12 protein-coding genes are annotated in these 25,022 nt (G+C 33.8%); 8 read left to right on the top strand and 4 right to left on the bottom strand.

All coding sequences use genetic code 11. From position 1 onward, the window contains the following. Positions 1-134 precede the first annotated feature (134 nt). From bglX to ACWNT5_RS10935, 5 genes are all read left to right on the top strand, one after another. Positions 135-2,462 (top strand): beta-glucosidase BglX, encoded by a 2,328-nt coding sequence (gene bglX, locus ACWNT5_RS10955; RefSeq protein ID WP_456517345.1) that lies wholly within the window; start codon positions 135-137, stop codon positions 2,460-2,462. 1 nt (position 2,463) lies between these two features. Continuing rightward, positions 2,464-3,222, top strand: coding sequence for a glycoside hydrolase family 16 protein (locus tag ACWNT5_RS10950; protein ID WP_299600372.1), 759 nt, complete (start codon positions 2,464-2,466; stop codon positions 3,220-3,222). 305 nt (positions 3,223-3,527) lie between these two features. Continuing rightward, positions 3,528-7,451, top strand: coding sequence for a family 16 glycosylhydrolase (locus tag ACWNT5_RS10945; protein ID WP_456517344.1), 3,924 nt, complete (start codon positions 3,528-3,530; stop codon positions 7,449-7,451). 209 nt (positions 7,452-7,660) lie between these two features. Then, on the top strand, positions 7,661-11,131 hold the full coding sequence (locus tag ACWNT5_RS10940) for a glycosyl hydrolase (protein ID WP_456517343.1): 3,471 nt from the start codon (positions 7,661-7,663) through the stop codon (positions 11,129-11,131). A gap of 489 nt (positions 11,132-11,620) precedes the next feature. Beyond that, entirely contained in the window at positions 11,621-15,466 is a 3,846-nt protein-coding gene (locus ACWNT5_RS10935) for a hypothetical protein (RefSeq protein WP_456517342.1), read from the top strand. A gap of 362 nt (positions 15,467-15,828) precedes the next feature. On the opposite strand, the gene ACWNT5_RS10930 is transcribed toward ACWNT5_RS10935, so the two are convergent. Beyond that, on the bottom strand, positions 15,829-16,437 hold the full coding sequence (locus ACWNT5_RS10930) for a hypothetical protein (protein WP_456517341.1): 609 nt from the start codon (positions 16,435-16,437) through the stop codon (positions 15,829-15,831). A gap of 291 nt (positions 16,438-16,728) precedes the next feature. On the opposite strand from ACWNT5_RS10930, the gene ACWNT5_RS10925 reads away from it, so the two are divergent. From ACWNT5_RS10925 to ACWNT5_RS10915, 3 genes are all read left to right on the top strand, one after another. Next, positions 16,729-17,550, top strand: coding sequence for a LytTR family transcriptional regulator DNA-binding domain-containing protein (locus ACWNT5_RS10925; RefSeq protein WP_456517340.1), 822 nt, complete (start codon positions 16,729-16,731; stop codon positions 17,548-17,550). Between the two features lie 94 nt (positions 17,551-17,644). Further along, entirely contained in the window at positions 17,645-18,475 is an 831-nt protein-coding gene (locus ACWNT5_RS10920) for a cupin domain-containing protein (protein ID WP_456517339.1), read from the top strand. Between the two features lie 191 nt (positions 18,476-18,666). Further along, positions 18,667-19,713 (top strand): succinylglutamate desuccinylase/aspartoacylase family protein, encoded by a 1,047-nt coding sequence (locus tag ACWNT5_RS10915; RefSeq protein ID WP_456517338.1) that lies wholly within the window; start codon positions 18,667-18,669, stop codon positions 19,711-19,713. Positions 19,714-19,719: 6 nt separating this feature from the next. On the opposite strand, the gene ACWNT5_RS10910 is transcribed toward ACWNT5_RS10915, so the two are convergent. From ACWNT5_RS10910 to ACWNT5_RS10900, 3 genes are read right to left on the bottom strand one after another with little or no spacing between them, the layout of a single operon-like run. Next, complete coding sequence (locus ACWNT5_RS10910) at positions 19,720-21,066, bottom strand: DUF3526 domain-containing protein (protein WP_456517337.1); 1,347 nt, start codon at positions 21,064-21,066, stop codon at positions 19,720-19,722. Next, positions 21,063-22,514 (bottom strand): DUF3526 domain-containing protein, encoded by a 1,452-nt coding sequence (locus tag ACWNT5_RS10905; RefSeq protein WP_456517336.1) that lies wholly within the window; start codon positions 22,512-22,514, stop codon positions 21,063-21,065. Before ACWNT5_RS10905 ends, ACWNT5_RS10910 begins: the two co-directional genes overlap by 4 nt. A 4-nt stretch (positions 22,515-22,518) precedes the next feature. After that, the gene (locus ACWNT5_RS10900) at positions 22,519-25,017 is read right to left on the bottom strand and encodes a TonB-dependent receptor domain-containing protein (protein WP_456517335.1); all 2,499 of its coding nucleotides are present in this window, start codon (positions 25,015-25,017) and stop codon (positions 22,519-22,521) included. Positions 25,018-25,022 lie beyond the last annotated feature (5 nt).

Here is a 25,022-nt window from a genome sequence, read left to right as displayed (position 1 = left end):
GCCTTCCTATAAACAAAGATTATGAAAAAAAGGCTTAGATCTTTTATAACGAAACAAGTCTGAATTAAATTTGACATACAAACAAATGATTGTTGTTGAGTTCTACATGACCTCTAGAACAATAATATAAGAGCATGAAAAAGAGAAGTAGCATATTCATAGGGATTCTATCTAGTTTATTAATAATGAGCTGTACATCTTCATCAGAAAAAACAATGAATTTAAATACAGAAGCTAGTCCAAATACTTCTTTAGGATTAGATCAAGCTATTGAATCAAAACTAGATTCTCTGCTTGGTATTATGACTTTGGAAGAGAAGATAGGACAAATGAATCAATATAATGGATTCTGGGATCTAACAGGTCCTCAACCTAAAGAAGGAGCTGCTGCTAAGAAGTATGAACATTTACGCAAAGGCTGGGTAGGCTCGATGTTAAATGTACGAGGAGTAAAAGATGTTAGAGCTGTACAAAAAATTGCTGTTGAAGAATCTAGATTAGGAATTCCTTTAATTATAGGTTTTGATGTCATACACGGATATAAAACAATGAGTCCTATTCCTTTGGCAGAGTCTGCAAGTTGGGATATGGAAGCAATTAAAAAGTCTGCTGAGGTAGCTGCCTTAGAAGCATCCGCAGCAGGAATTAATTGGACATTTGCACCAATGATTGATATCTCTAGAGATGCCCGATGGGGAAGAGTTATGGAAGGTGGTGGCGAAGATCCGTTTTTAGGTGCTAAAATAGGTGTAGCCAGAGTGCAAGGTTTTCAGGGAGAAGATTTATCTGCTAACTATACGATAGCTGCTTGTGCAAAACATTTTGCAGGATATGGTTTTTCAGAATCTGGTAGAGATTACAATACCGTAGACATTGGTACTTCTACCTTAAATAATATTGTTTTTCCTCCATTTAGAGCTGCTAATCATGCAGGAGTAAAGACTTTTATGAATTCGTTTAATGAACTTAATGGAATTCCTGCTACGGGTAATAAGATGCTGCAAAGAGATGTTTTAAAAGGAGATTGGAATTTTACAGGTTTTATAGTTTCCGATTGGGGTTCTATTACCGAAATGATAGCACATGGATATGCAAAGGATGGTAAAAGAGCAGCTGAATTAGCTGCGAATGCTGGGTCTGATATGGATATGGAATCTTATTTATATGTGGAACATCTTGCAGATTTAGTAAAAGAAGGAAAAGTAGAAGAAAAACTGATTAACGATGCTGCCCGAAGAATTCTTAGAGTCAAGTACGAACTAGGATTATTTGATGATCCTTATAAATATTGTGATGAAAAAAGAGAAAAAGAAGTATTAGGTAGTTCTGAAAATAATGATGCTGTTCTAGATATAGCCAAAAAATCCATAGTATTACTTAAAAATGAAAATCAATTACTTCCTCTTAAGAAAGAAGGACAAAAAATAGCTTTAATAGGTGCATTAGCAAGTGATAAAAATAGTCCGTTAGGAAGTTGGCGAATAGCGGCAGATGATAATACAGCTATATCCGTTTTAGAAGGAATGCAGCAGTATAAAGGAAACTCTTTGAAGTATGCAAAAGGTGCTGATGTTTCTATCGGGAATACTGCTTTTGTTACCGAAACTAAAATTAATACCACTGATAAGGGTGAGTTTAATGAAGCCATAAAAGCTGCTAAAGCTGCAGATGTGGTGGTTATGGTGTTAGGTGAAATTGGTTTTCAAAGTGGAGAAGGTAGAAGCAGAACAGAACTAGATTTACCAGGAGTTCAACAAGAATTACTAGAAGCAATATATAAAGTGAATACGAATATTGTTTTAGTGCTAAATAACGGACGACCTTTGGCCATTCCTTGGGCCGACGAACATATACCAGCTATTGTAGAGGCTTGGCATTTAGGAACACAAAGTGGAAACGCTATTGCTCAAGTTTTATATGGGGATTATAATCCAAGCGGTAAATTGCCAATGTCTTTTCCTAGAAATGTAGGGCAAGTACCTATTTACTATAATTATAAAAATACAGGTCGGCCAACGGAACCAGCACCAGATATTGTTTTCTGGTCACATTATTCAGATCAAAAGAATTCTCCATTATATGCTTTTGGTCATGGATTAAGTTATACAACTTTTGAGTACTCGAATTTAAAAATTACTACAGAAAATCAGCCATATAATGATCCAAAAGTATTAGTGTCTATTGAGCTTGCTAATACTGGAGATTATGAAGGAAAAGAAGTGGTGCAATTGTATATAAGAGACCTTTTTGCAAGTATTACGAGACCTGTAAAAGAACTGAAAGGATTCGAGATGATCTCCTTAAAACCAGGAGAAACGAAAACAGTAAATTTTGAATTAGATAAGGAAACGCTTGGTTTCTACGATAATAAAAATACTTGGATTATCGAACCTGGAGAATTTGAAGTTTTTGTGGGTGGTAGTTCTGACAAAACAATGAAATCAACTTTTGAACTTAAATAAATTGAAAAATCTCTTAACCTATATTATTATTTCTCTTTTTCTAGTGTCTTGCCAAGACTCTAAATCTATTATTTGGGAAGAAAATTTTGATGGAACGGAATTAAATGAATCTTTTTGGAACTATCAACTAGGGGACGGTTGTCCCGATTTATGCGGTTGGGGTAATAATGAAAGGCAAATCTATACTAGAGAAAATGCCAAACTACAAAATGGAAATTTAATTATTACAGCGACTAAAAAAGGAGATGTATATAAATCTACGAGAATAACTACTAAGGATAAAATAGAGTTTCAGTATGGTACTATAGAAGTAAAAGCAAAATTACCTACCGGTCAAGGTTTATGGCCTGCAGTATGGATGTTAGGATCAGATATTGATGAAATTGGATGGCCAGACTGCGGAGAAATAGATATTTTAGAATATGTTGGTAAGGAACCTCATACGATTTATACTTCTTTACATACTAGAGATAGTCATGGAAATACAATCAACTCTAAGAAAACTGTTAATTATAGTATTGAAGAAGGTTTTCATATATATAAGTGCATTTGGACAGCCGAAAAGATAGAATTTTATTTAGATGACCAACTGGTTTATACATTTTCCCCAGAAATAAAAAATGATCAAACATGGCCTTTTAATAAACCATTTTATATAATTATTAATCTTGCAATTGGTGGTAATTTTGGGGGACCAGAAGTTGACGATTCGATTTTTCCGAAAGAATTTGAAATCGATTATATCAAAATCTGGCAATAAAACTGATTTATAGATTTATATATATTATTCTACCCTTAGTTTCAGTTATGTATAAATTCATTGTACAGCTAAAACTAGATTTAAGACCACGATATTTTAATATCACTTGGAAATAGATCATAGAAACCGATTAAATGTTTCTATGTATCACGGACTACTTGGGAAAAACATAATTAGCGTATCCATTATTTATTGATAATAATGCGAATACGCAGAGAAGAAAAGCTATATGAAGAAATTCATATAGCATAGAATTATTATGTAAAAATTTTACAACTAACTTATTTACACAAAACATTTTAATGATGAAAACAAATGAATTTCTTAAAACCATTTTACTATGCAGTTTTCTTATATGCTGCTTAAATACTAGTTATTCCCAATGTTCTGAATTAATATTTAACGATGAATTCGATGGTACTTCTGTAGATCTTTCCAAATGGAGTTTTGATAATGGAGATGGATGCCCTACACTCTGTGGTTGGGGTAATGCAGAAGAGCAGTGGTACAGATCAGAAAACACAACAGTACAAAATGGAAATTTAATAATTACAACTAAAAATGAATCCTTTGGAGGAAAACAATATACTTCTTCTAAGTTGATAACTTCTGGTAAATTTAATGCACGATACGGAAGATATGAAGCGAGTATAAAATTACCGTCGGCAGGTGGCATATGGCCAGCATTCTGGATGCTTCCGGAAAATGGAAGTTGGCCTTTTACTGGAGAAATTGATATCATGGAATCCCAACATAAAAACCCAGAATCTATCGGTGGTACTGTACATTATAATAATGGAGGTCATCAATTTAATGGTAGAGAATATGATGCAGGTTTGGACCTTTCGGAAGGGTTTCATGAATATGCTGTGGAATGGGAGCCAACAGAAATAAGATGGTATGTAGATGATCAATTATATCATGCTGTTACACCTGCTAATACCGTGGATCCGTGGCCATTTAATCAAGGAGACTGGTATATTATTCTTAATGTAGCCGTTGGTGGTCCAGGAACTCCATATACCGGATTTATAGCACCTACACCATCAGATTATCCAACACAAATGGAGGTAGATTATGTAAGAGTCTATAGTGGAACTTTTAACACACAACTCACTGGAGATAATACAGTTTATCAAGGTGATACCAATAAAGTATACACTATATCACCAACTGAGGATGCTTCTTACAATTGGTCAGTGCCATCAGATGCTACGATTGTATTTGGTCAAGGTACAAATTCGATCACCGTAAATTGGGGGAATACTGGTGGCGATGTTTCAGTTTCAGTTAATACCGCCAATTGTGGGAGTAATGAGTATAGCATAAGTGTAACTGTAGAACCACCAAGAACTTTAGACTTTGTTTTTGAAGATTTTGAATCAAATAGAAACCTAATCTATGGTAGTACGACTTCAGGAGTATTAACAGAAAGTATTACTAATCCCGAGACAGATAACACTAACAATTCATCATTAGTAGGTAGCTATCAACGAGACGGAGGATCACAGTATGATGTGTTGTTTATGGAATCTTCGGATATAGGAAATGCTCTAGATTTTATATCTGGAAAGAAATCTATTTGGATAGATGTATATACAGAGGCACCGGTTGGAACGGAATTTATTTTACAATTAGAAAATGGAAATTTATCGTCTGGAGATTGGCCAATCGGAAGACATAGTCGATATGCTGCTAGATCTACTACCCAAAATCAGTGGGAAACCTTAGAATTTGAATTGTTGGATAGACCCGATGTAACCGTTGGAGCTCTAGAAGTAAATCAATTTGCTTTATTAATAGATTCTAACAGTAATACAAATCATATTGTTTATTTAGATAATATGAGAAGTATGATAGCTGGAGAAGTACCAGTAATAGATGAGGTTATTATTGCTAATTATGATGGAGTAAATGAGTTAAATGCTATTTTTCAGAATGGTGTATATACAGCGGATGTTTCTAACCCTTCTGTAAATAATATAAATAATAGCGCTAACGTAGCTAGCTATGTTAGAGATGCTTCGTCACAATATGATGTAGTAAGCTTTTCTACCTCAATCATTACGGATAGTAATCCTTTTAAAGAAGGAGATCAAATTTTCGTTATGGATATTTACACAGAAGCAGAAGTTGGAACAGAAATTACTATTAGTTTAGAAAATCAAGTAACATCGGAAAACGATTTTCCATTAGGAAGAAACAGTCAGTATATCGGAATAGTTTCAGAACAAAATGCTTGGCATACCATAGCATTTACACATGCTGCATCACCAGATGGAGGAACTTCTAATTTATCCGTCGATGAAATTTCGATACTTTTTGATCCAAACTCCAATACTTCTGATACCTACTATTTTGATAATTTTAGATATGGGATTACTTCTCTACCTGCATCATATATTTTTTCGGAAATGATTCAGGATTATGATGGTAACGATCATTTGACTTTTGATTCCAGATCAACAGGAGTGTATCAAGCTCCTTCGGTTAATCCAGAAGAAAATGAAATTAATTCATCAGCACAAGTGGGAAGATATGTTAGAAATGGTGTTGAACTATATGATGTTTTGTTTTTTGAAACAAATTTTATCAATGATGCTAGTTCATATGTTTCTGAAGAAAAAAGATTTGCAATGGATATTTACACTGATGCTCCGATTGGAACGGTAATTAGTTGGCAATTAGAATCAAGTACAATGGCAACTCCAGCTAACTATCCAACAGGACGACATAGTGTTTACCAAGCTGTAGTGAAAGAACAAAACAATTGGCATACATTAGAATTTGTATTAACCGCAACACCCGATTTAGTGGTGAATGATGCACAAATAGATAATGTAGTATTACTTTTTGACCCTAATAACGAAAGTGATTACATATTTTATTTTGATAATTTGAGATCGTTACAAAAAGAAGATGTTGTGCCAACTCCAGTATTGTCTTCTATTGTTGTTTCTTCTGATGCTACAGAAATATATCAGGGAGAAACTTTACAATTTCAAGCGCAAGGATTTGATCAAAATGGAGAACCGTTTGTTACTAATGTTGATTGGACAGCTACTATTGGTTTCATTAATTCGGATGGTTTATATACTGGTTCCAATATTGGTATGCATACCATTTCAGCATCTAGTGGATCCGTATCTGGATCCGCTACAATTACTGTTTTAGAGAACGATTTATCATTATATACACTTCCAGGGAAAATTGAAGCAGAGGATTATAAAGAAGGAGGAGAAGGAGTTGGTTATCATGATCTTACCTCAGGGAATACCGGCGGAGCATATCGGCAGGATGATGTAGATATTGAAAACACTGGAGACGTTGTAGGAGGATCGTATAATGTTGGTTGGATACGAGGAAGCGAGTGGTTGGCTTACGATATTTCTGCTACAGCTTCTTCATCCAATTATGATATAGATTTTCGAGTAGCTTCACCTAATGGAAATGGTCAGTTCCATTTAGAGCTTGATGGTGTTGCGATTACAGATGTTATATCCGTTCCTAATACAGGAAGTTGGCAACAGTATGAGACAGTTTCTGTAAATGATATTACTATTGCGGAAGGGAATCATGAACTAAGGTTAGTTTTCGATTCAAATGGTTTAAATGTGAATTATCTAGAATTTAAAGAATCTGAGATAGTTACAATTGATAACTGTACTGGATTAGCTGCTAACAACCAATATAGCTATGAAATTTCATCGGATACATCTAATCCTACGATTACCTTTATACCAGAGATTAATGGCGTAGGTGATGGAGTTTGTATTTTGTATTATAGTACAAATACTTCAGGTCCATATCCAGGATATTTGGTAACACCTAATGTACCTTTTCAGATCAATGCCAATAGTGGAGAGCAGATTTATTTCTACTATACTTATAGTCTTCCAACGGGAGGAGAAAATAACACAGCAGCTACTAAACATGATTTTATAGTAGGAGCATGTGATCAAAACCGAATATCAGAGGTTCCTGATGTAGAAACGGACATTGTGATGTACCCAAATCCTGCTAGTGATGTTTTAGAAATATCCAACATTAATGGAATATCTCAAATTCACTTGTACAGTATTAAAGGTGTACCAGTACTCAAAAAACAACTTGATAAAACCACAACGGCACTGAATTTAGATATTAGCTCATTAGCTAAAGGTGTATATATCATAAAAGCTTATGGTCAAAATACAGAACCTTTTATCTCTAAAATAGTTAAAAACTAATCTACCAAAAGGAGCGACTTTATTAAAAGTTGCTCCTAATATTTTCTTACTATCAAAAATCGAATTCTTGGAGTATTCATCTTTGTTTCATCAAAAAATACTTTTTAAGAAGTTGTTGATGAGATTAGACTCTAATGCAATATTTATGAATACCAACATAAAAACTCAAGATATCATACTCATTTAGAATTCACACAAATACCATACTCATGAATAAAACCACAATATGCACCAAAATAGTATTGGGATTACTGTATCTAGTATTTCCATATACAGAGCTTTATACCCAAAATGTAATTCCCGTGGGAGCAGGATCCTATGCAGAATATCCTCCTGCTCATGAATATATAGGAAACGATCCCGAAAATGGAACATTTCAGAGTATAGCACTAAATCCTACACTAGATCTCGGTCCTGATATGATAGGCAGGCCAATACCTACAAATGATTGGTGGACGAGTGTTTTGTATAACGAAAATGCTGATGGATCCCGAAATGGAGGAAATCTTTGGACATACCCACTATTATCAAGAGCAAATGATAAGGGATATCAAATTGGTCACAGAACGGCAAAAGACTGGGGAGGTAATGAAAGTGTTGGTGTTAGTGTTGATTACTTGGTAACTTTAACTGGAAATGATTTTATAGCTAACAAAACATCAGCGATAAATTGGTCTGATTGGCATGTAGATTTAGAAGTTCAAAGTACAACCAATAATCAGACCATTGATGTTACTTTAGCACAAGGAATGCCATTTGTCTGGACAAAACCAAATGGGTTTGATGCTGTTATTCAATCTATTCATACTGGTGTTAGAAATTATTATGATGCTAATGGAAATCCACTCGTTTTTCCTGCAACCTTAGATCGATTTATTATCGAATATGATGGAAATTTGTACGGTGTTCATCTTACCGAAAGTACGAGCATCATTCCAAGAAATGGGATAGGAGGAGATCTAGAACTAGTAGATAGTAATGGTAAGTACATCGTTTTTTCTGCATTAACAGAAATATCAGATCTAAATTTTTTACATGATTATGCTTTTTCAAAACCTGTGAATACAAAAGCGATATATGAATATCGACCCGAGAATGGTCTGGTAAATGTTACTTATAATGTTGAAAAAATAAATATAATCGGTAATCAACCTAATGTTTTACAAGGTTTTATTCCACATCATTATAGAGGAAATACAAACAATTTTTCGTTTCTTAATAATAGGGAATATAGCGCTACACCCAGAGGAACATTAAAATTAGCTGAAGGAACTAGTTTTTCTTTTAATTATGAGTTTAACGCAAATCTTTTACCACATTTTAATGAACCTATAACCGATAATGGTGATATAACTCCTTATGAGCGTGCTAAATTGATCGAAATGATCGATAATTATAATGCTCGCCTAGACAGAGATAATTTTGCTGATGGCACATATTGGGGAGGAAAATATTTGGTCCAACTAATTAAATATGTTCTTATTGCCAAAGAAATCAGCCATCCAGACTATCAAGATTTATTGAATTTTGCAAAAGAGAGAACATATGACTGGCTTACTTATACACCAGGGGAGACATCTTTTTACTATGCATACTATCCAGCGTGGAAAGCATTAGTAGGGTTTAATGAGGAATTTTTCTCTGGACTTTTTACCGATCATCATTTTCACTATGGATATTTAGCACATGCTGGAGCATTATTAGAAATGGCAGAACCAGGATCAATGGATGCATATTGGCCTATGCTTACAAAAGTTATAAAAACGTATGCTAATTGGGATAGAAATGATACAGATTTCCCTTATTTGAGAACTTTTAGTCCTTGGATGGGGCATTCTTTTGCTAATGGTTTAGGAAATGCTATTGGAAACAATCAGGAATCTACTTCAGAAGCAATGCAGTCTTGGGCCGGAATGTTTATGACAGGAGAAATAACTGAAAATGTTGAGATGAGAGATGCTGCAGCCTATGGATACGTAATGGAAGGAAGAGCCATAGCTGATTATTGGTATAATGAAAGTGGTGTATTTGAAGAAATCGGATATGAGCAACCTATAGTTGGTATTTTAGAAATGAATAGATACGTTTATGGAACTTTTTTTGGTGCGCAAGACACTTATATTCATGGTATACAATGGTTGCCGATTACACCAGCATATAGCTTTTGGAATGACTTCTTAACGACAAACGAAGTAAATGCTTTGGTAGATCCGATTATCAATAATATGGAGAGTGATTTAGGGAATTTAAGTGGAGACTGGATGAATGTTTGTTGGGGTTTTAAACTATTTTTTGATCCAGAAGGTGTTACCAGTAAGTTTGATGAGTTTTGGGATAGTGCGATAGGATCTCAAGAATATGGTGTCGCTCATAATTCGAATGAAAGTGCCTTAACATATTATTATGCTCATAATTCTCAAAACCTTGGATTAAGACAATCAAATTATCGACTAAGTTTACCATTAAGTAGTACTTTTCAGAAAGATGGAAAGATAACCTATGTGGTGTATAATCCTAAGAATATAGATCAGACATGTATTGTATTTAAGGATAATATAGAGATAGATTCATTTGTTGTTCCGGCAAATACATTATTAACAACGGATGGTGATGAAATTATTGTTCCTCCAAATAATGATCATATGATTCCTGGAATAATTGAAGCAGAGGACTATAATGAAGGAGGAGAAGGAATTGGGTATCATGATCTTACATCAGGGAATACCGGAGGGGCATATCGGCAGGATGATGTAGATATAGAAAACACTGGAGATGTTGTAGGAGGATCGTATAATGTTGGTTGGATACGAGCAAGCGAGTGGTTGGCTTACGATATTTCTGCTACAGCTTCTTCATCCAATTATGATATAGATTTTCGTGTAGCTTCACCTAATGGGAATGGTCAGTTTCATTTAGAACTTGATGGTGTTGCGATTACAGATGTTATATCCGTTTCTAATACAGGAAGTTGGCAACAGTATGAGACAGTTTCTGTAAATGATATTACTATTGCGGAAGGGAATCATGAACTAAGGTTAGTTTTCGATTCAAATGGTTTAAATGTGAATTATATAGAATTTAAAGAATCTGAGATAGTTACAATTGATAACTGTACTGGATTAGCTGCTAACAACCAATATAGCTATGAAATTTCATCGGATACATCTAATCCTACGATTACCTTTATACCAGAGATTAATGGCGTAGGTGATGGAGTTTGTATTTTGTATTATAGTACAAATACTTCAGGACCATATCCAGGATATTTGGTAACACCTAATGTACCTTTTCAGATCAATGCCAATAGTGGAGAGCAGATTTATTTCTACTATACTTATAGTCTTCCAACGGGAGGAGAAAATAACACTGCAGCTACTAAACATGATTTTATAGTAGGAGCATGTGATCAAAACCGAATATCAGAGGTTCCTGATGTAGAAACTGACATTGTGATGTACCCAAATCCTTTTTTGGAAAAAGCATATATGACACTACCTAAGGAACATGATTATTTTAGATACCGGATCATGGATGTTTCTGGCAAAGTGGTTTTGGATAAAATGATAGATTCAAAACAACAAGAACTCGAATTTAATATGCGTAAAAACCCAACAGGGATATATTTTTTGAGATTATATAATGGAAGCGAAATACGAAGTTTCAAATTGGTAAAAATATAATACAGGTTTCTCATTTGAGATAAAAAAGTGATTTGAATAGCTCAAATCACTTTTTTCTTTTTTGTAGTTATTTGAGTCTGTTTTGATGGTTTTTTTTCGAATAGACTGTCCAATAATAACCTTTGAGTTAGATGTTTGAGTGATATTTTTCGATGAAATGTAATCTTTTTAAGAAAAGTAAGTCTTATACTACAATTTAACACTTATTAAGAGATTTTAACATTTTATAGGAGGAATCTGTTATTCAACGTTTTTCGTTTTTTTTTCTTCTCAGACATATCATAATTTATAATATTTGCGCTGGGGATAGGGGTTAAACTTCATAATGTTATTGCTTTAGCATAACATTAAAAACTAGTGCTTAGTTTTTAGATTTTCACTGTATTTCCAATTTTCATTATTACATTTTTTTACTCTTCATTTTTTACATGTAGAGTATAATTTATGTAAAGACAAACTAACTTAAAATCATTAACAAAAACCAACCTTATGATGAAAATTACTTTAGAAAAGTACAAATCAAAAAGGCGTAATATCACTAGTGTATTACTAGCCTTGTTATGTTTTGTGTCTTTATCCACACAAGCCAAAAATGAAGAGAAGGCTTTTGAAGCTTTTGAAACGTATACGGATGTTCCTATTGGAGCAACAATCGTATTAATTGCCAATAATGGTAAATATGTTTCTTCAGAAAACGGGAAGAAACCTATTAACGCTAATAGAACTAGAATTGGTTCTTGGGAAAAATTTGTAGTAGTAGATGCTGGAAATGGTAAAATTGCTTTAAAAGGAAACAATGGGAAATACCTTTCTTCAGAAAATGGAGAAAAAAGAATGTATTGCAACGTAAATAACGTTTGGGCTTGGCAAAAGTTTAAAGTTGTTAAGTTAGGAAATGGTAGAATTGCCTTAAAAGGAAGTAATGGTAAATATGTTTCTTCTGAAAATGGTAAGAAACCGATGATCTGTAACAGATCAAGAATAGGTTCTTGGGAGAAATTTAAAGTAAAAGTTCTTCATTATAACAACTGCGAATTGAATGCTGGTAAGATCGAAAAAACACAGTGGAACTGTGGTGGTTTTACGCCACAAGAGTTTATGGGTACTGCAGTAAGTAGTGGAGATCAAAGAAATGTGAAATACCAATGGCAAATAAAAGAGAATATCGGAGGACAATGGCAAAATATCCAAGGAGCTAATGCTAAAAATTACCAACCTCCATTTAGAGATTCTGGTTCGGTTTGGTACAGAAGAGCTGTAAAAATAGAAGGATGTAATACTTACAAATATTCTAATGTAGTTGATATTCATGTAAAAGAAGTGCCAAATGTAGATGTTAGTGTAAAGAATGCTAATTGTGAAAAGAATGACGGTAGCATTACTTTCACTTTTGGAGATACTAACGGAAGAACTCATATCGAATTTTCTAAAGATGGAGGTACAACTTATAAGACAGTACCAGACGATTCTGCAATCTTTTCCTTTACAGGATTAGGAGCAGGAAGTTATGATCTTTGGGTACGTTGGGGTAATAATCAATGTCCTGTTGATTTAGGAGTAGTAACTATTGAAGATCAAACGATTACTGTAGATGCTGGAGAAGACGTAGAAATTTGTAAAGGTGAGGAAGTTACCTTAACAGCAACTGTAGAAGGGAATCAAAATTGTAGCGATTGTATTGGATACACTATTTTAGATACCGATCACTGTAATAGAAATGAAAATTATGTGATGTGGTTAACAGATGGAGCGAATCCAAGATGGTTTTCTAATGTAGACCTTCAGTGGGAAGAGTTTGCCGATGGTACTGCTAAACTTTCTGGAACAGTGTATGATCACACTTTAGAACAAAAAACATATGAAGTAGATGCCTTATTTACTGGAAAAGTAGAGAATACACCTGCTGATAGTCCAAAAGATCATATCTGTAATGATGAGGATAGTTCTGATTGGATATACTACACAGGATTAGTAGGTACAGTAAAAAGTACAGATGGTTCTTGGTCTGTTAATTTGTCCAGAAGAGGACCAGCTTTTCAAATGGGTAATGGAGCAAATCAAACAGAAGCTGAAAAAGGTAAATTTGGTGCTTGTGGATGGTTTGATACTACTGACCAAACATACGATAGAGGTGATTTCAACATTAATTTTGGTGATTGTATCGCTACAGATGAAAATGATCTAACGTATTTATGGTCAACAGGTGAAAATACATCAAGTATTACTGTGACTGAAGCTGGGGAATATTCAGTTACGGTTAAAAATTGTAACGATTGTGAAGCAACAGATGTTGTTACAGTAACCTATAAGAACGAGCTTGAAGATGGAGGAGAAATAGAAGAAACGCAAATCAACTGCGAAGCTTTTGATCCAGAAGAGTTAACAGGAACCGACCTTGCCGAAGAAACTGGTTTAACAGTGGTATATCAGTGGCAGGTAAAAAGAGAACAAGGACAAGCTTGGGAAGATATTGATGGGGCAAACGGAATAAACTATTTACCACCAAGAATTGAGTCAGGTTCTTTATGGTATAGAAGAGCGGCAAAAAGCGAAGAGTGTGGAGAATATGTATATTCTAACAGCGTAGATTTACATGTAAGACAAGCGCCTGTTGCCGAAGTAATTCTTACCAATGCAGACTGTACTAATCCAACAGGAGATATACAACTTGTTTTTGAGGATACTGTTGATCGTACACATATTCAATTTTCCATTGATGGAGGTCTTACATATACTGAAGTACCAGATGATTCAGGTTCTTATAGTTTTAATGATTTAGAAGTTGGAGATTATAACTTATGGGTACGTTGGGGTAATGAAGACTGCCCAGTTGATCTAGGGACGTTTACAATTGAAGAAGTTGAAGTATTGATTGTAGATGCAGGTACGGATGAATTTATGTGTAAAGGAGACGAAATTACATTAACGGCTGAAGTTACAGGAGAAGGTGAGTGTGAAGAATGTGTTGGATATAGTATCAAAGACACAGATTATTGTAGGGGAAGACATCATCAATTTGTAGTATTTATAAATGATCAAGGAAAGAGATTATGGTTTAGAAACGTCGATTTAGTTTGGAGTGAGAATGCAGATGGAACTGCAACCTTAAAAGGAGAAGTTTTTGAATATAATTCTACCAATACTTCTTTTATGGTGGATGCTACTTTTACAGGATTTACGACAGTACCACCAGTGGGAAGTCCAAAAGCTAGTTCTTGTCAAACAGAAGATCCAACAGGTTGGGTATATTATACAGAGTTAAGTGGTACGGTAACTCAAATTAATGGGGCTTTAAGTTATGATATCTCTAGAAGAGGAGAAGCATTTCAGCTAGGAAATGGAGCAAATACTTTCGAATATACTCCAGCAGTTTATGGAGGTTCTGGATGGTTTAATATTGAAGGAGATCCTACTTCTTTCGGAGATTTTAATATAAATATTGGAGAATGTGTTGATGTACAAACCAATGGTGTAGAATATCTATGGTCTACTGGAGAAACAACTTCTAGTATTACAGTATCGCCAACAGAAGATACTACCTATACAGTAACTGTTTCGAATTGTGCAGACTGTGTAAATACAGATGAGGTAACAGTATTTGTTAATGAAGCAAACGTAGATTTAGGAGCTGATCAGTATATCTGTGTAGAAGAAACAGTTCAGTTAGATGCGGGAATTGCAGATGCATATCTATGGTCTACCGGAGAAACTACAAGATATATTACCGTCGCTCCTTTAGTGGATACCATATATTCAGTAACAGTTACTCAAAATGGTTGTGAAGCTTCTGATGAGGTAGCAGTTATGGTAACAGAGATCTCAGTGAATGCTGGAGATGACATTACAATAGAATTTGGAACAATTCAAGTTCCGCTAACCGCAACAGTATCTGGTGATGTAGACTCATATCTTTGGTCTACAGGTGAGACTACAAATACGATCAATGTTTCGCCTTCGAAAACAACTACTTATAGTGTTACTGTAACCAAAAACGGTTGTACAGTGGAAGATACGGTAACTGTATCTGTAACATCAGATCCTTGTTTAAGTAGTGCTTTTGAGGCTACTGCATTCCCAGTACCGGTTAGCAGAACCGGACAAATGAATGTTGATATTAAAGTAGATAGAGCGCAAACTGTGACATGCGAAATTTATACCATGGAAGGTAATGCAGTAGGACCATTAATGACCGATAGTCTAGATCCTGGTTGTAATACACTTACTATAGATATGGCTTCACAAGCAAACATTCAACCAATGATGAACTATATTTTAGTACTGAAAGGTGATACTTCTGAAAATACAGAAACAATCCAATTTTCTACGATCAATTAAGTAGTGAATTGTGATCATCTAATAAGAAAACCTGTAGCATGTGCTACAGGTTTTTTTATTGATTGTTTTTTAAATAAAGATATCTTGTATCCAACTTGATTAAATTTTTTTGGAATTTTTAGATGTATTCGGAATTATATAATTGAGATTGCTATTAAAATAACAGAAGTGATAACTCAAATGTTTTAAGCCATATTTTTTTCTATGTCTGATCGCAATCGATAATCGTAATGATATTAATAATTGTAATTGAATGTATTATTTGTTCTTTTCCTTTTATCTTTTGATATCCATTAAAAACTGTAATAAAAAAAGCTGTAGTAACCTCTTACTACAGCTTTTCCTTTATGTCGAATAAATGTTTATTTCGCCTTTTTCTTGATATATTTTGCAAGTTCTTTTGCAAGTTTAGCATATCCTTCAGAAATTCTATAACCAGAGTTATAGTCATTACCAAAAGCACCTCCACCAGGAACTTTTATATAATTAGTAGAGAATAAGATTTTATCAGGATTTGCAGTTTCATAAACAATAATAGTAGCATTTAATTTTGCCGGTTGTCTAGAAACACCAACATTGTAACCTGGATATATCCAAGTTGTCTTTACCTTCATAGTATGCGTAGCACTAGAAAGGTCTTTTCCAACTTTTACTTCACCATCTTCAAAACGCTTGTTGAAAGATTCAATAAATTTTGGCTCATATCTTTCTTCTCTATCACCAAACCATGATTTTTTGAATTTTTCACCTCTTCCTTCTCCTGGATGTTTCTTTTCTCTTTTTTCCATTTTATCTTTTAGGAACTCTTCTTCAGTATCGAACTTATGAACCTTAAGGTTGTCATAGTTAAATACAAGTGTGTATTCAGAAATTCCTTTTAGATTTTTGATGCTTCCTTCTTGATCTTTTCTCTTTTGGGCAAAAGCAACAGTCGTGGCCATAAGAACAGCTACTAGTAATAGTTTTTTCATAATTAGGTTTTTTAACTGGGTTAAAGATATTTATTTTTTTAAAATAAGAACTCTAATGTTATTATTTTATAATACCACTCTGCGATATCAACTTGTATGCCAAGAATGATTTATATGTTTTGGGAGAATTATTCTCTTATTTGTTGTTATATGATTTGGCTTGTTCTTTTATAAAGAAAGGTTTTTAAAATATGCATTTTTGGAAGATTAATATATTCTTGTTTATCTTCATTGCGGCACAAAATATATTCTTAGTTGCAAAAGAAAGGAAAATGGTAAATAGCAATTCTAATGTTTAAATTATTTCGAACTCCCTTTCCAAGACCAAAAATGACTACCAGAAATATTGTTTGGGTATTTTTAATAGGATTTTTGGCCAGTGTATTCGTTATTCTCTTTAAACCATTTAATATAATTAATCAAAATGGTATTTGGTACTATAACCTTATTGCTATCAGCATGGGAGTTGTTTTTTCCTCTGCTATTTTTTTTATAGAGTTTTTGATTCCTAAGTTTTTTAATAACTTTTTCAAAAAATGGAATATTGCCAAAGCACTATTGTGGTATTCCTTGGTAATACTTTTTGTCGGAGGAGTAATGTTCTTATACAAGAGTTTTTTGGGTGGTTTTAGAGATTTTACTTTTACCGAGTATTTCCTCGTGATAGGAAGACTTTTAGGAATAGGTATTATTGTGTCCTTTTTTGTTGTTGGGATTTTTAGTTATTTCAATCGCCAGAGTATAGCCTCTATATCTTCAAAAGAAACGTATCGCATAACTTCTTCCAATGGAAAACAGTTAGATCTAAGTCTTAATGAGATTTTATACATAAGAAGTGATGATAATTATGTAGATATTCATAAAATAGAAGATGGACTTCGTAAAAAAATTGTTCTTAGGTCTAGTCTAAAGAATATAGAAGATCAAATAGTAAATCCAATATCACCAGTTTATCGTTGTCACCGAAGATATTTAGTGAACATAAATTGCTTTAGTATTAAAAATGATAAGCGAAGAAATACGATTATAAAGCTTCTGGATTACGAAGATGAAATTCCAGTTTCTGAAAAGTATTATGAGAGCATCTTAAATCTATTGCGAATTAACCCCTAAAACTTGTAGTTTCCCCACAAACCCCTATAAATACTGATTTTTGCAGTTGTTTTTGTATTCATTTGCCTTGTGTAATTTTAAAATCATTAATCAAATGAAAACATTAAAAACTTATTTATTTACCGTACTATCATTGATAGGTGTTTACAATTTACTAGCTATCGAGAATTCAATTTCTAATGGAGGACTTGGACACTCTTACAATATTACAGATAATGATGCCGAATTAATTTTGAGGTCTTTTATAGATGATTATACAAAAGATCGATATGCATCAGAACGCAGAATTGTTGGAATTGAAGTTTCCGATTATGGCTCTTGGACCGTTGAGATTACAGGTCAGAAAATCAAAGAGAAATGGGGAGTGACTCTGGAAAAAGGTTTGCCTAAAAAACCAACATATGTATACTCCATAGAATTTGAAACTTTACAAGCAATTCATAATGGTACGATCAATGCGTTAACTGCACAAGGAAAAGCATTTGCAGGAGATTATACACCAATGAGTGTACGAGAAATGGATGGATTTACGCCATCAGAAATTGATGATAGTAATCTTAATGCCTTTTCTTTTCATTTTTGGACAAAAGGGTTTCCTGAAATCATTCCCTTTAAAGAGAGTACCACTAGAAAGGCACATGGTTCTAATTTTACAATTTTTTATTATGAAAAAGGCTTAAGAACAGCTTGGTACAGAATTTTACCAGGCGAACGAGTACGAGATGATGCTAGAGAACAAGCAGCTCCGTTTCCAATGTTGGGAGTTACCATTAAAGGTACTATTGAAGGAGAAGTCGATGGAGAAAGAATAACGGTATCTGAAGGGAATACAGTATTTATTCCTGCCAATGTAAATCATAAATGGTGGAATGAAAAGGATGAGGCAGTAGAAGTAATATTAATCATGTTTGGAAAAGGAGCATAAAAAATAGACATGATACATCAATTTGGATTCGATTTTCTAATAAAGAAAGGTTCTTTTTAATAGAGAGAATCTTTCTGTTTTATTATAAGTATATAGGTCATTATCTTAACTGTTAATGTTAAAAATGAGCGCTTTTATTTCTAAGTTTTAGCCAATAAAACCAGTACCTTTAGATGCTAAAATATATCTTTATGAAAAGAGCATTTTCCATAAGTTTACTTGTAATACTACATATTCATGCTTTAGCACAAAGTCCTTTTTCTTTTCAAAATAAATCAATTGCTCCTGGAACCAAAAGTCATATTAAAGTTCCCGTAAGATCTGATAAGGATAGTACATTTGTGCCTGTTACCATATTTCATGGCATAAAATCTGGACCTGTATTAGGAATAACAGCAGGAGTACATGGATATGAATATCCTCCGATATTAGCAGCTCAAGAATTAAATAGGAAAATAGACCCTCAAAAATTGTCTGGGACAGTCATTTTAGTACAGTTAGCTAATATGCCAGCTTTTTTAGGAAGAAGTCCCTATGTAAATCCTATGGATGGAAAAAATTTAAACCGTTCTTTCCCAGGAGATCCTAATGGAACAATTACTCAACGTATCGCGCATATGATTACGACTGATATAATAGCTAAATCTGATTTTTTTGTGGATATGCATGCTGGAGATGCTCCAGAAGATTTACGCGCTTATAATGCTTGGTATCAGAGCGAAGCACTACCAGAAGTTTCTAAAAAAGGTAAAGAAATGGCGTTAGCTATGGGATTTGATTATTCTATAATTTTTAATATCAAAGAAGAGAGATTGAAAACTCCAAGTATATATTGTTCTCAAGAAGCTTTTCATCGTAAGATCCCATCAGTAGATATAGAGTGTGGTCGACTTGGTATTCCTGGTAAAGTAGAAACAAAAAGAATTGTAGATGGTATGATTTCTTTATTAAAGCATTTGCAAATGTTTGATGGCATATCCTCCGAATCTAAAATAAAACCAACAATTATTGCAAAAAGAGTAAGCCTGAAAAGCAAATCAACCGGCCTCTTTTACACAGAAAAAAAAGCCGGTGATCTTATTAAAAAAGGAGAACTTATGGGCTATACAACTGATTTTTTTGGTAATACCTTAGAAAAAATAATAGCTTCAGAAAGTGGAGTAATCCTTTATATGATTGGTACTCCACCGATTAATAAAGATGAAACACTTATGAGTGTAGGCGTGTTACCTGAATGATCTTAGCTACATTTTTTTTATCATGGGTATCGAAATTAATATCATCAATATCGATGCAATAAGCAACGGAGCAATACCTTTTATAGGACTCAATGACGTTTTTGTGGTATAATATTCAGGAACAAATTGCTTCCAATCTATAGTCTCGGCATATTTGCCTTCAAATATCTTTGGATAGAAAAATAAACGTAATTTTTCATGAAATTCATCAGTGGCATTTAAGTATCCCATTTGTTGCTTCATACTGGTTCCTGCTAATTGGTTAAATGCCAATTGCAAATGCATATTTGGAATTATAGATGCAATTTGGTCACTAGTTTGTTCGCGCAATTTAATTTTTTCATTAAAAGCATCTCTTTGTTTTTTAGAATCATCATCTCCCATTTGTTGCATAGCATAGTACCATAACCAATTAAAACCATCTGTTGGATACCCATAGTTTTTAAACTGAGGATAATGCTTGTAAAATTTCTCTATAGTTTCCTTTTTATCAGTATCCCATTTTACATGATAACCATCTCTTTGTGCTATAGCAGTACTTAACGCTTCTGGCAAAGGGTATTTAGAAGAAACATAGGCATTTATTCCTGCTGGTACAAGGATGATTAATATTAACCAAACTGATAAAAGTAATAGGGCGTTAAATCCAGAAGATTTCTTAAAACTTATGATAAAAAAACTTACAGTAAACCAAAAAACAACATAAAGCAAGGATAATCCAAACATCCAAAAAAAATGTAGATTCAAGGGTAGATCCAGAGTTAATTTTGCTACAGTAAAAAGAATGACTAACACTACTGATAATAAGATGAACCTAATCAGAAGCTTGGAAATAATAAAACCAAGTTTTGATCTAGATTGAATGGCAACAAGTCTCCAAGTTCCTGTTTCTGTTTCTTCAGAAAGCACATTAAAACTAAGAACAATTACGAGTAGCGGAAAAAGATAAATAATCACAAAAGAAAGATCTAGATTACCGGATTGCAGGTTCATAGGATTTATGAGATCGGTATCATATTTTTGTGCCTCAAAAGTTTTAATTGTAATTCGTTTTACGGTAGGATTAACATCTGATTGTCCAATGGATAATCCTGCCAACGGATCTAATGAGTTTATATAAGCAAACTTGGCATAATATAATAAGAGGCCTAAATCATCATTGTGCAACGATACCTGTCGATCGAAGTGTTGCTCTTGGTATGTTTTCACTTCATTAATAGCGTCTTGTTGTCTCTTAAGGTGTTTATCTCCAATAATAATTCCTACAACACCTAATAAAATTAGTAGTACAAGGCTTATCCAAACTTCTTTGGATCGAATACATTGCTGAAATAATAATTTATATAACGTCATATGGCTCTTGCTCTTTTAGAAGTGAATACCAATAAACCGATTGCAGCTATTGTCCAAAAAATAATGGATATTAGGGCAGGAAGCGCTTCTTTCATAGATTTAGAAAAAGTTATGGGCTCGTGTTTAAAATCTTCAAACTCTTCCCAATGCTCGTGATCTACTACATGTGTTTTTCCTTCAGAACCACTTTCTTTTTTTGGACTGATATATTCCATCTGTAATTCATTCATGGTTTGTGCCAAAGTATATCGATAGTCATCAGCTTTATCCTGAAAATCCATGTACGATGAAAAATCCGTACTAGACATGGTCATGGATACTAATTTGATTGCAGTAAACGGATTGATAAAGGATGAAAATTTCGTGACATCATTTTGACTTTTATAAATATCAACTAATCTTGCTTGATGTTTTTTGTAAAGAGCTGAAGTGATTTTCTCACCTTCACGCATGACAAAACCTGAATAGTTAAAAGGAAGATCGGTAACTTTACTAACATTATGAACGGTTAATACCGAATCCCTTAAACCATTGTAATGAAGATCATTTGGATTATGGCTATCTCCTTTTTGAATAACTTCTTTTTCAATAGCGGATTGAAAAGCTAATTTACTTGGTGTAGGAAACCAATAATTTCCCATAGCTTGTGCAGATTTTGGTAATAAAATAACCAAGAGTAACCAAATACCTAATAAACGTAATAAAGCATTTTTAGGAGAATTACTAGAAGTCGATATTGTGATAGTGATAGCAGATAAAATAAATAGGAAAGCCAAATAGCTTACCGCAATGATTATCAAGCGTAACCATCTATAATCTTGTGATATTGGACTTTCTAAAAAGAACAGAGCAATAATTACCAATAATAAGATAGGTGCAAAAAACAATAAAGAAATCATGAAAAGACCGATAGATTTCCCAAATAATATCTCTTTCCAGCGTGCTCCTTGAGATAATAGTATTTTCAAAGTTCCGTTCTGTTTATCTCTTGCAACTCCAGAAAAACCAATAAAAAATAAAATAATAGGTAATACCAATTGTAATAATAGAGCAAGACTTAACTCACCGAATCGTAACATTCCTGTAGAAAATGTAGCTTCGGAAAAATTAACACTATTCTGTCGATGCGCTTCTAAAAAAACCGTATTCCCAGTAAAACTTTCTAATCCATAATCAAATATTCCTAAGGTGGAAGGGATCCGAAAGGCAAAAGTTCCAAAATGTGCCATTCTATGCGGATGCTTATCTGGATTAGCTTCCCAACTTTGTCTCGCTTTTTCCTGATGTTCTTGTCGAATCTCATTTTGCGTGATATAGTTGTTTATACCACTAACAGCGGAATACGCTGTTAGTAGTATAAAAATTGCATACAATACATAAAAAGTTTTGGGAGTAGTCGCATTACGCCAAAAGTGAATTGCGAATAATCGAATATTAGCCCATTGCATCTTTTTAGAATTTATAGGTTGCGGTTAACAAAAAGTTTCTGGGAGCACCAGGTCCTAATCTATTTGGACTAAGACCACCTAACCAATATGTGTCATTAAAGATGTTATTAACTTTTAAAGTTAACTGCATATTTATGATATTTGGCTTGTAATAAATCGCTCCATCAAATACTGTATATTCTGGTAATAATACTCTACTGGTATTATAAGTAGGATTATACCAAGTAAATCTCTCGTCTACATATTGAGCACCGAAACCAATTCCTATTCCTTTTAATAGTGGAGTAGTGGTAAAATCATATCTACCCCAAAAATTAGCATTATGCTTAGGAGCACCTCCAATTCGTTGTCCTACAAATTCTGCAATGGCATCTTCTTCAATAGTAGCATCCGTATAACCATAAGAAGCAGTTAATTGGAAATTTGGTAATACATAACCCGAAATATCCGCCTCAAAACCTCTACTTCGTTGTTCTCCTCTTGTGGTTAAGTTATCTAAATCAAAAGTGTCTCCAAGTAAAATATTCTTTTGAGTAATGTTAAAGATGGCTAGGTTGGCAAATATTTTTCCATTTAAAAATTCTCCTTTAGCACCTAGTTCGATTAAACTACTTTCTAATGGATCGAATCTACCCGGTGATGCGGACCAAAAGAATCCTTCTGCAGAAGGGGATAACGATACTGTATTGGTATGCGGTTGGAACCCTTCTAAATAGGTGGTATAAACACTTATGTCATCAGTAACCTCATAAGTTACACCAAGTCTAGGTACAAAAGCATTAGTAGTAAACTCTTGTTCATCTCCTTCATAGTCAAAGATATCTTTAAACCATTCATATCGTAAGTTGACTAAAGCAGAAAGTCTTCCAATCTTAAATTGATTTTGAATATAAACACCGTTAGAAGTAGTTAAGTTTGCAGGAATTTCAAATTGTGAAAGCACATAATTACTGGTGTTTCTTATTCCATTAAAAGGATTTGTTAAGTCTAAATGTGGAACGGCAGGCACTAATAATCCATCTGCAGTTTGCTGAAAATCATTAGGGTCACTTGTCCCAGGTCTAAATCTAGCTGTAGATCCATCATTTAGTAAATAATCTCTAGAACTATTAGCTCCACCGGTTCTTCTTTCCCATCTGGAGGCATCATATCCTACTAAAATTTTGTTAGTGATATTTCCTTTTTCTATATCGTAATTAAAAAATCCACTGAAATTATCAGTATTCCAGTTTTGTTGTCTTTCAGCGTATCTCATGGCTACAAGATTAGGAACCACATCTCCATTAATGTCATACGCCTGACGGAATGCATCCGCTCTGTGCTCTTGTAAATCTTCATCCCAAGTTTGCTTCATATACTGAGCATTGAAACCAAAGTTTTTCGTAAACTTTTTACTAAAGCTCGTCATAAATATGAATTCTTTAGTTTTGTAGAGGTCGTTAATTGCACCAGGATTTAAGGTAATTGGTGTACTGTTTGGATCATAGTTATCATCCACAGCATCAAAAATTGGCTGACCTCGATCCAAGTTACCTTCAGCATTATTATATATCATTTCTACATTAAGCGAAGTACTTTCGTTTGGGATATAACTTAAAGATGGAGAAATTAAAATAGCATTGTTGTTTACAATGTCTCTAAAAGAATCAGCTTCCTGAATTGCTGCATTAAAACGATATAATAACGTTTTAGAATCGTTTAAAGGACCCGTAAAATCTGCAGTAGCTCTTAATGTTCCAAAACTACCTGCAGAAACAGATACTTCATTACGGTTTTCTGTTAATGGTTTCTTAGTTACCATATTTACTGTTCCTCCAGGATCAGCACTAGAAAATGTTACAGAAGAAGGTCCTTTGATTACTTCTACACGTTCTAAGTGAGAGGTGATTGGTTGTAAAAAGTAGTACTGACGCGTACGCATACCATTAAGTACTTGTCCATCATCTGCCTGTGTAATACCTCTAATGTTATAATGGTTATACAAACCAGTGATAGCAACGTTACTAACCGTTCTTACTGCCTCAGGTAATTGAAATGCCTGTCGATCGGCAATAAGTTCCTTGGTTACAGCAGCTACTACCTGTGGCAGTTCTTTATTTTTAATTGCGATTTTGGTAGCAGAAAACGAATAATCACTGTTATAATCTTTTCTAACACGCCCTACAACTTCGACAGTTTGTAGCTGTTCTGTTCCTTCTTCTAATTGGATAGTACCTATATCATATGAAGAAGAGCTACCAATTTCTATAGTATTCTTATATGCTTGAAAACCTAAATAGCGTACTTCAATTTTATAATTTCCCGAAGGAGCATCGATTTCGAATTTTCCAGAATCATCTGTTAATTTTCCAAAAGTATTTGCGTTGCTTTCTAAGGAAATAGTAGCTCCTACGATGGGTGTGTTTTGAGAATCGACGATGGTTCCTGTTACTTGTACCTGTGCAAATGCAGCACAACTACAAATCAGAAAGAATAGTTTGGGTAATAATTTAAAAAGTTTCATTGTGT

The sequence above is a fragment of the Aquimarina sp. 433 genome (assembly GCF_054054605.1).
The sequence above is the reverse complement of the archived record's forward strand: the minus strand, read 5'-3'. Positions and strand labels throughout refer to the sequence as shown.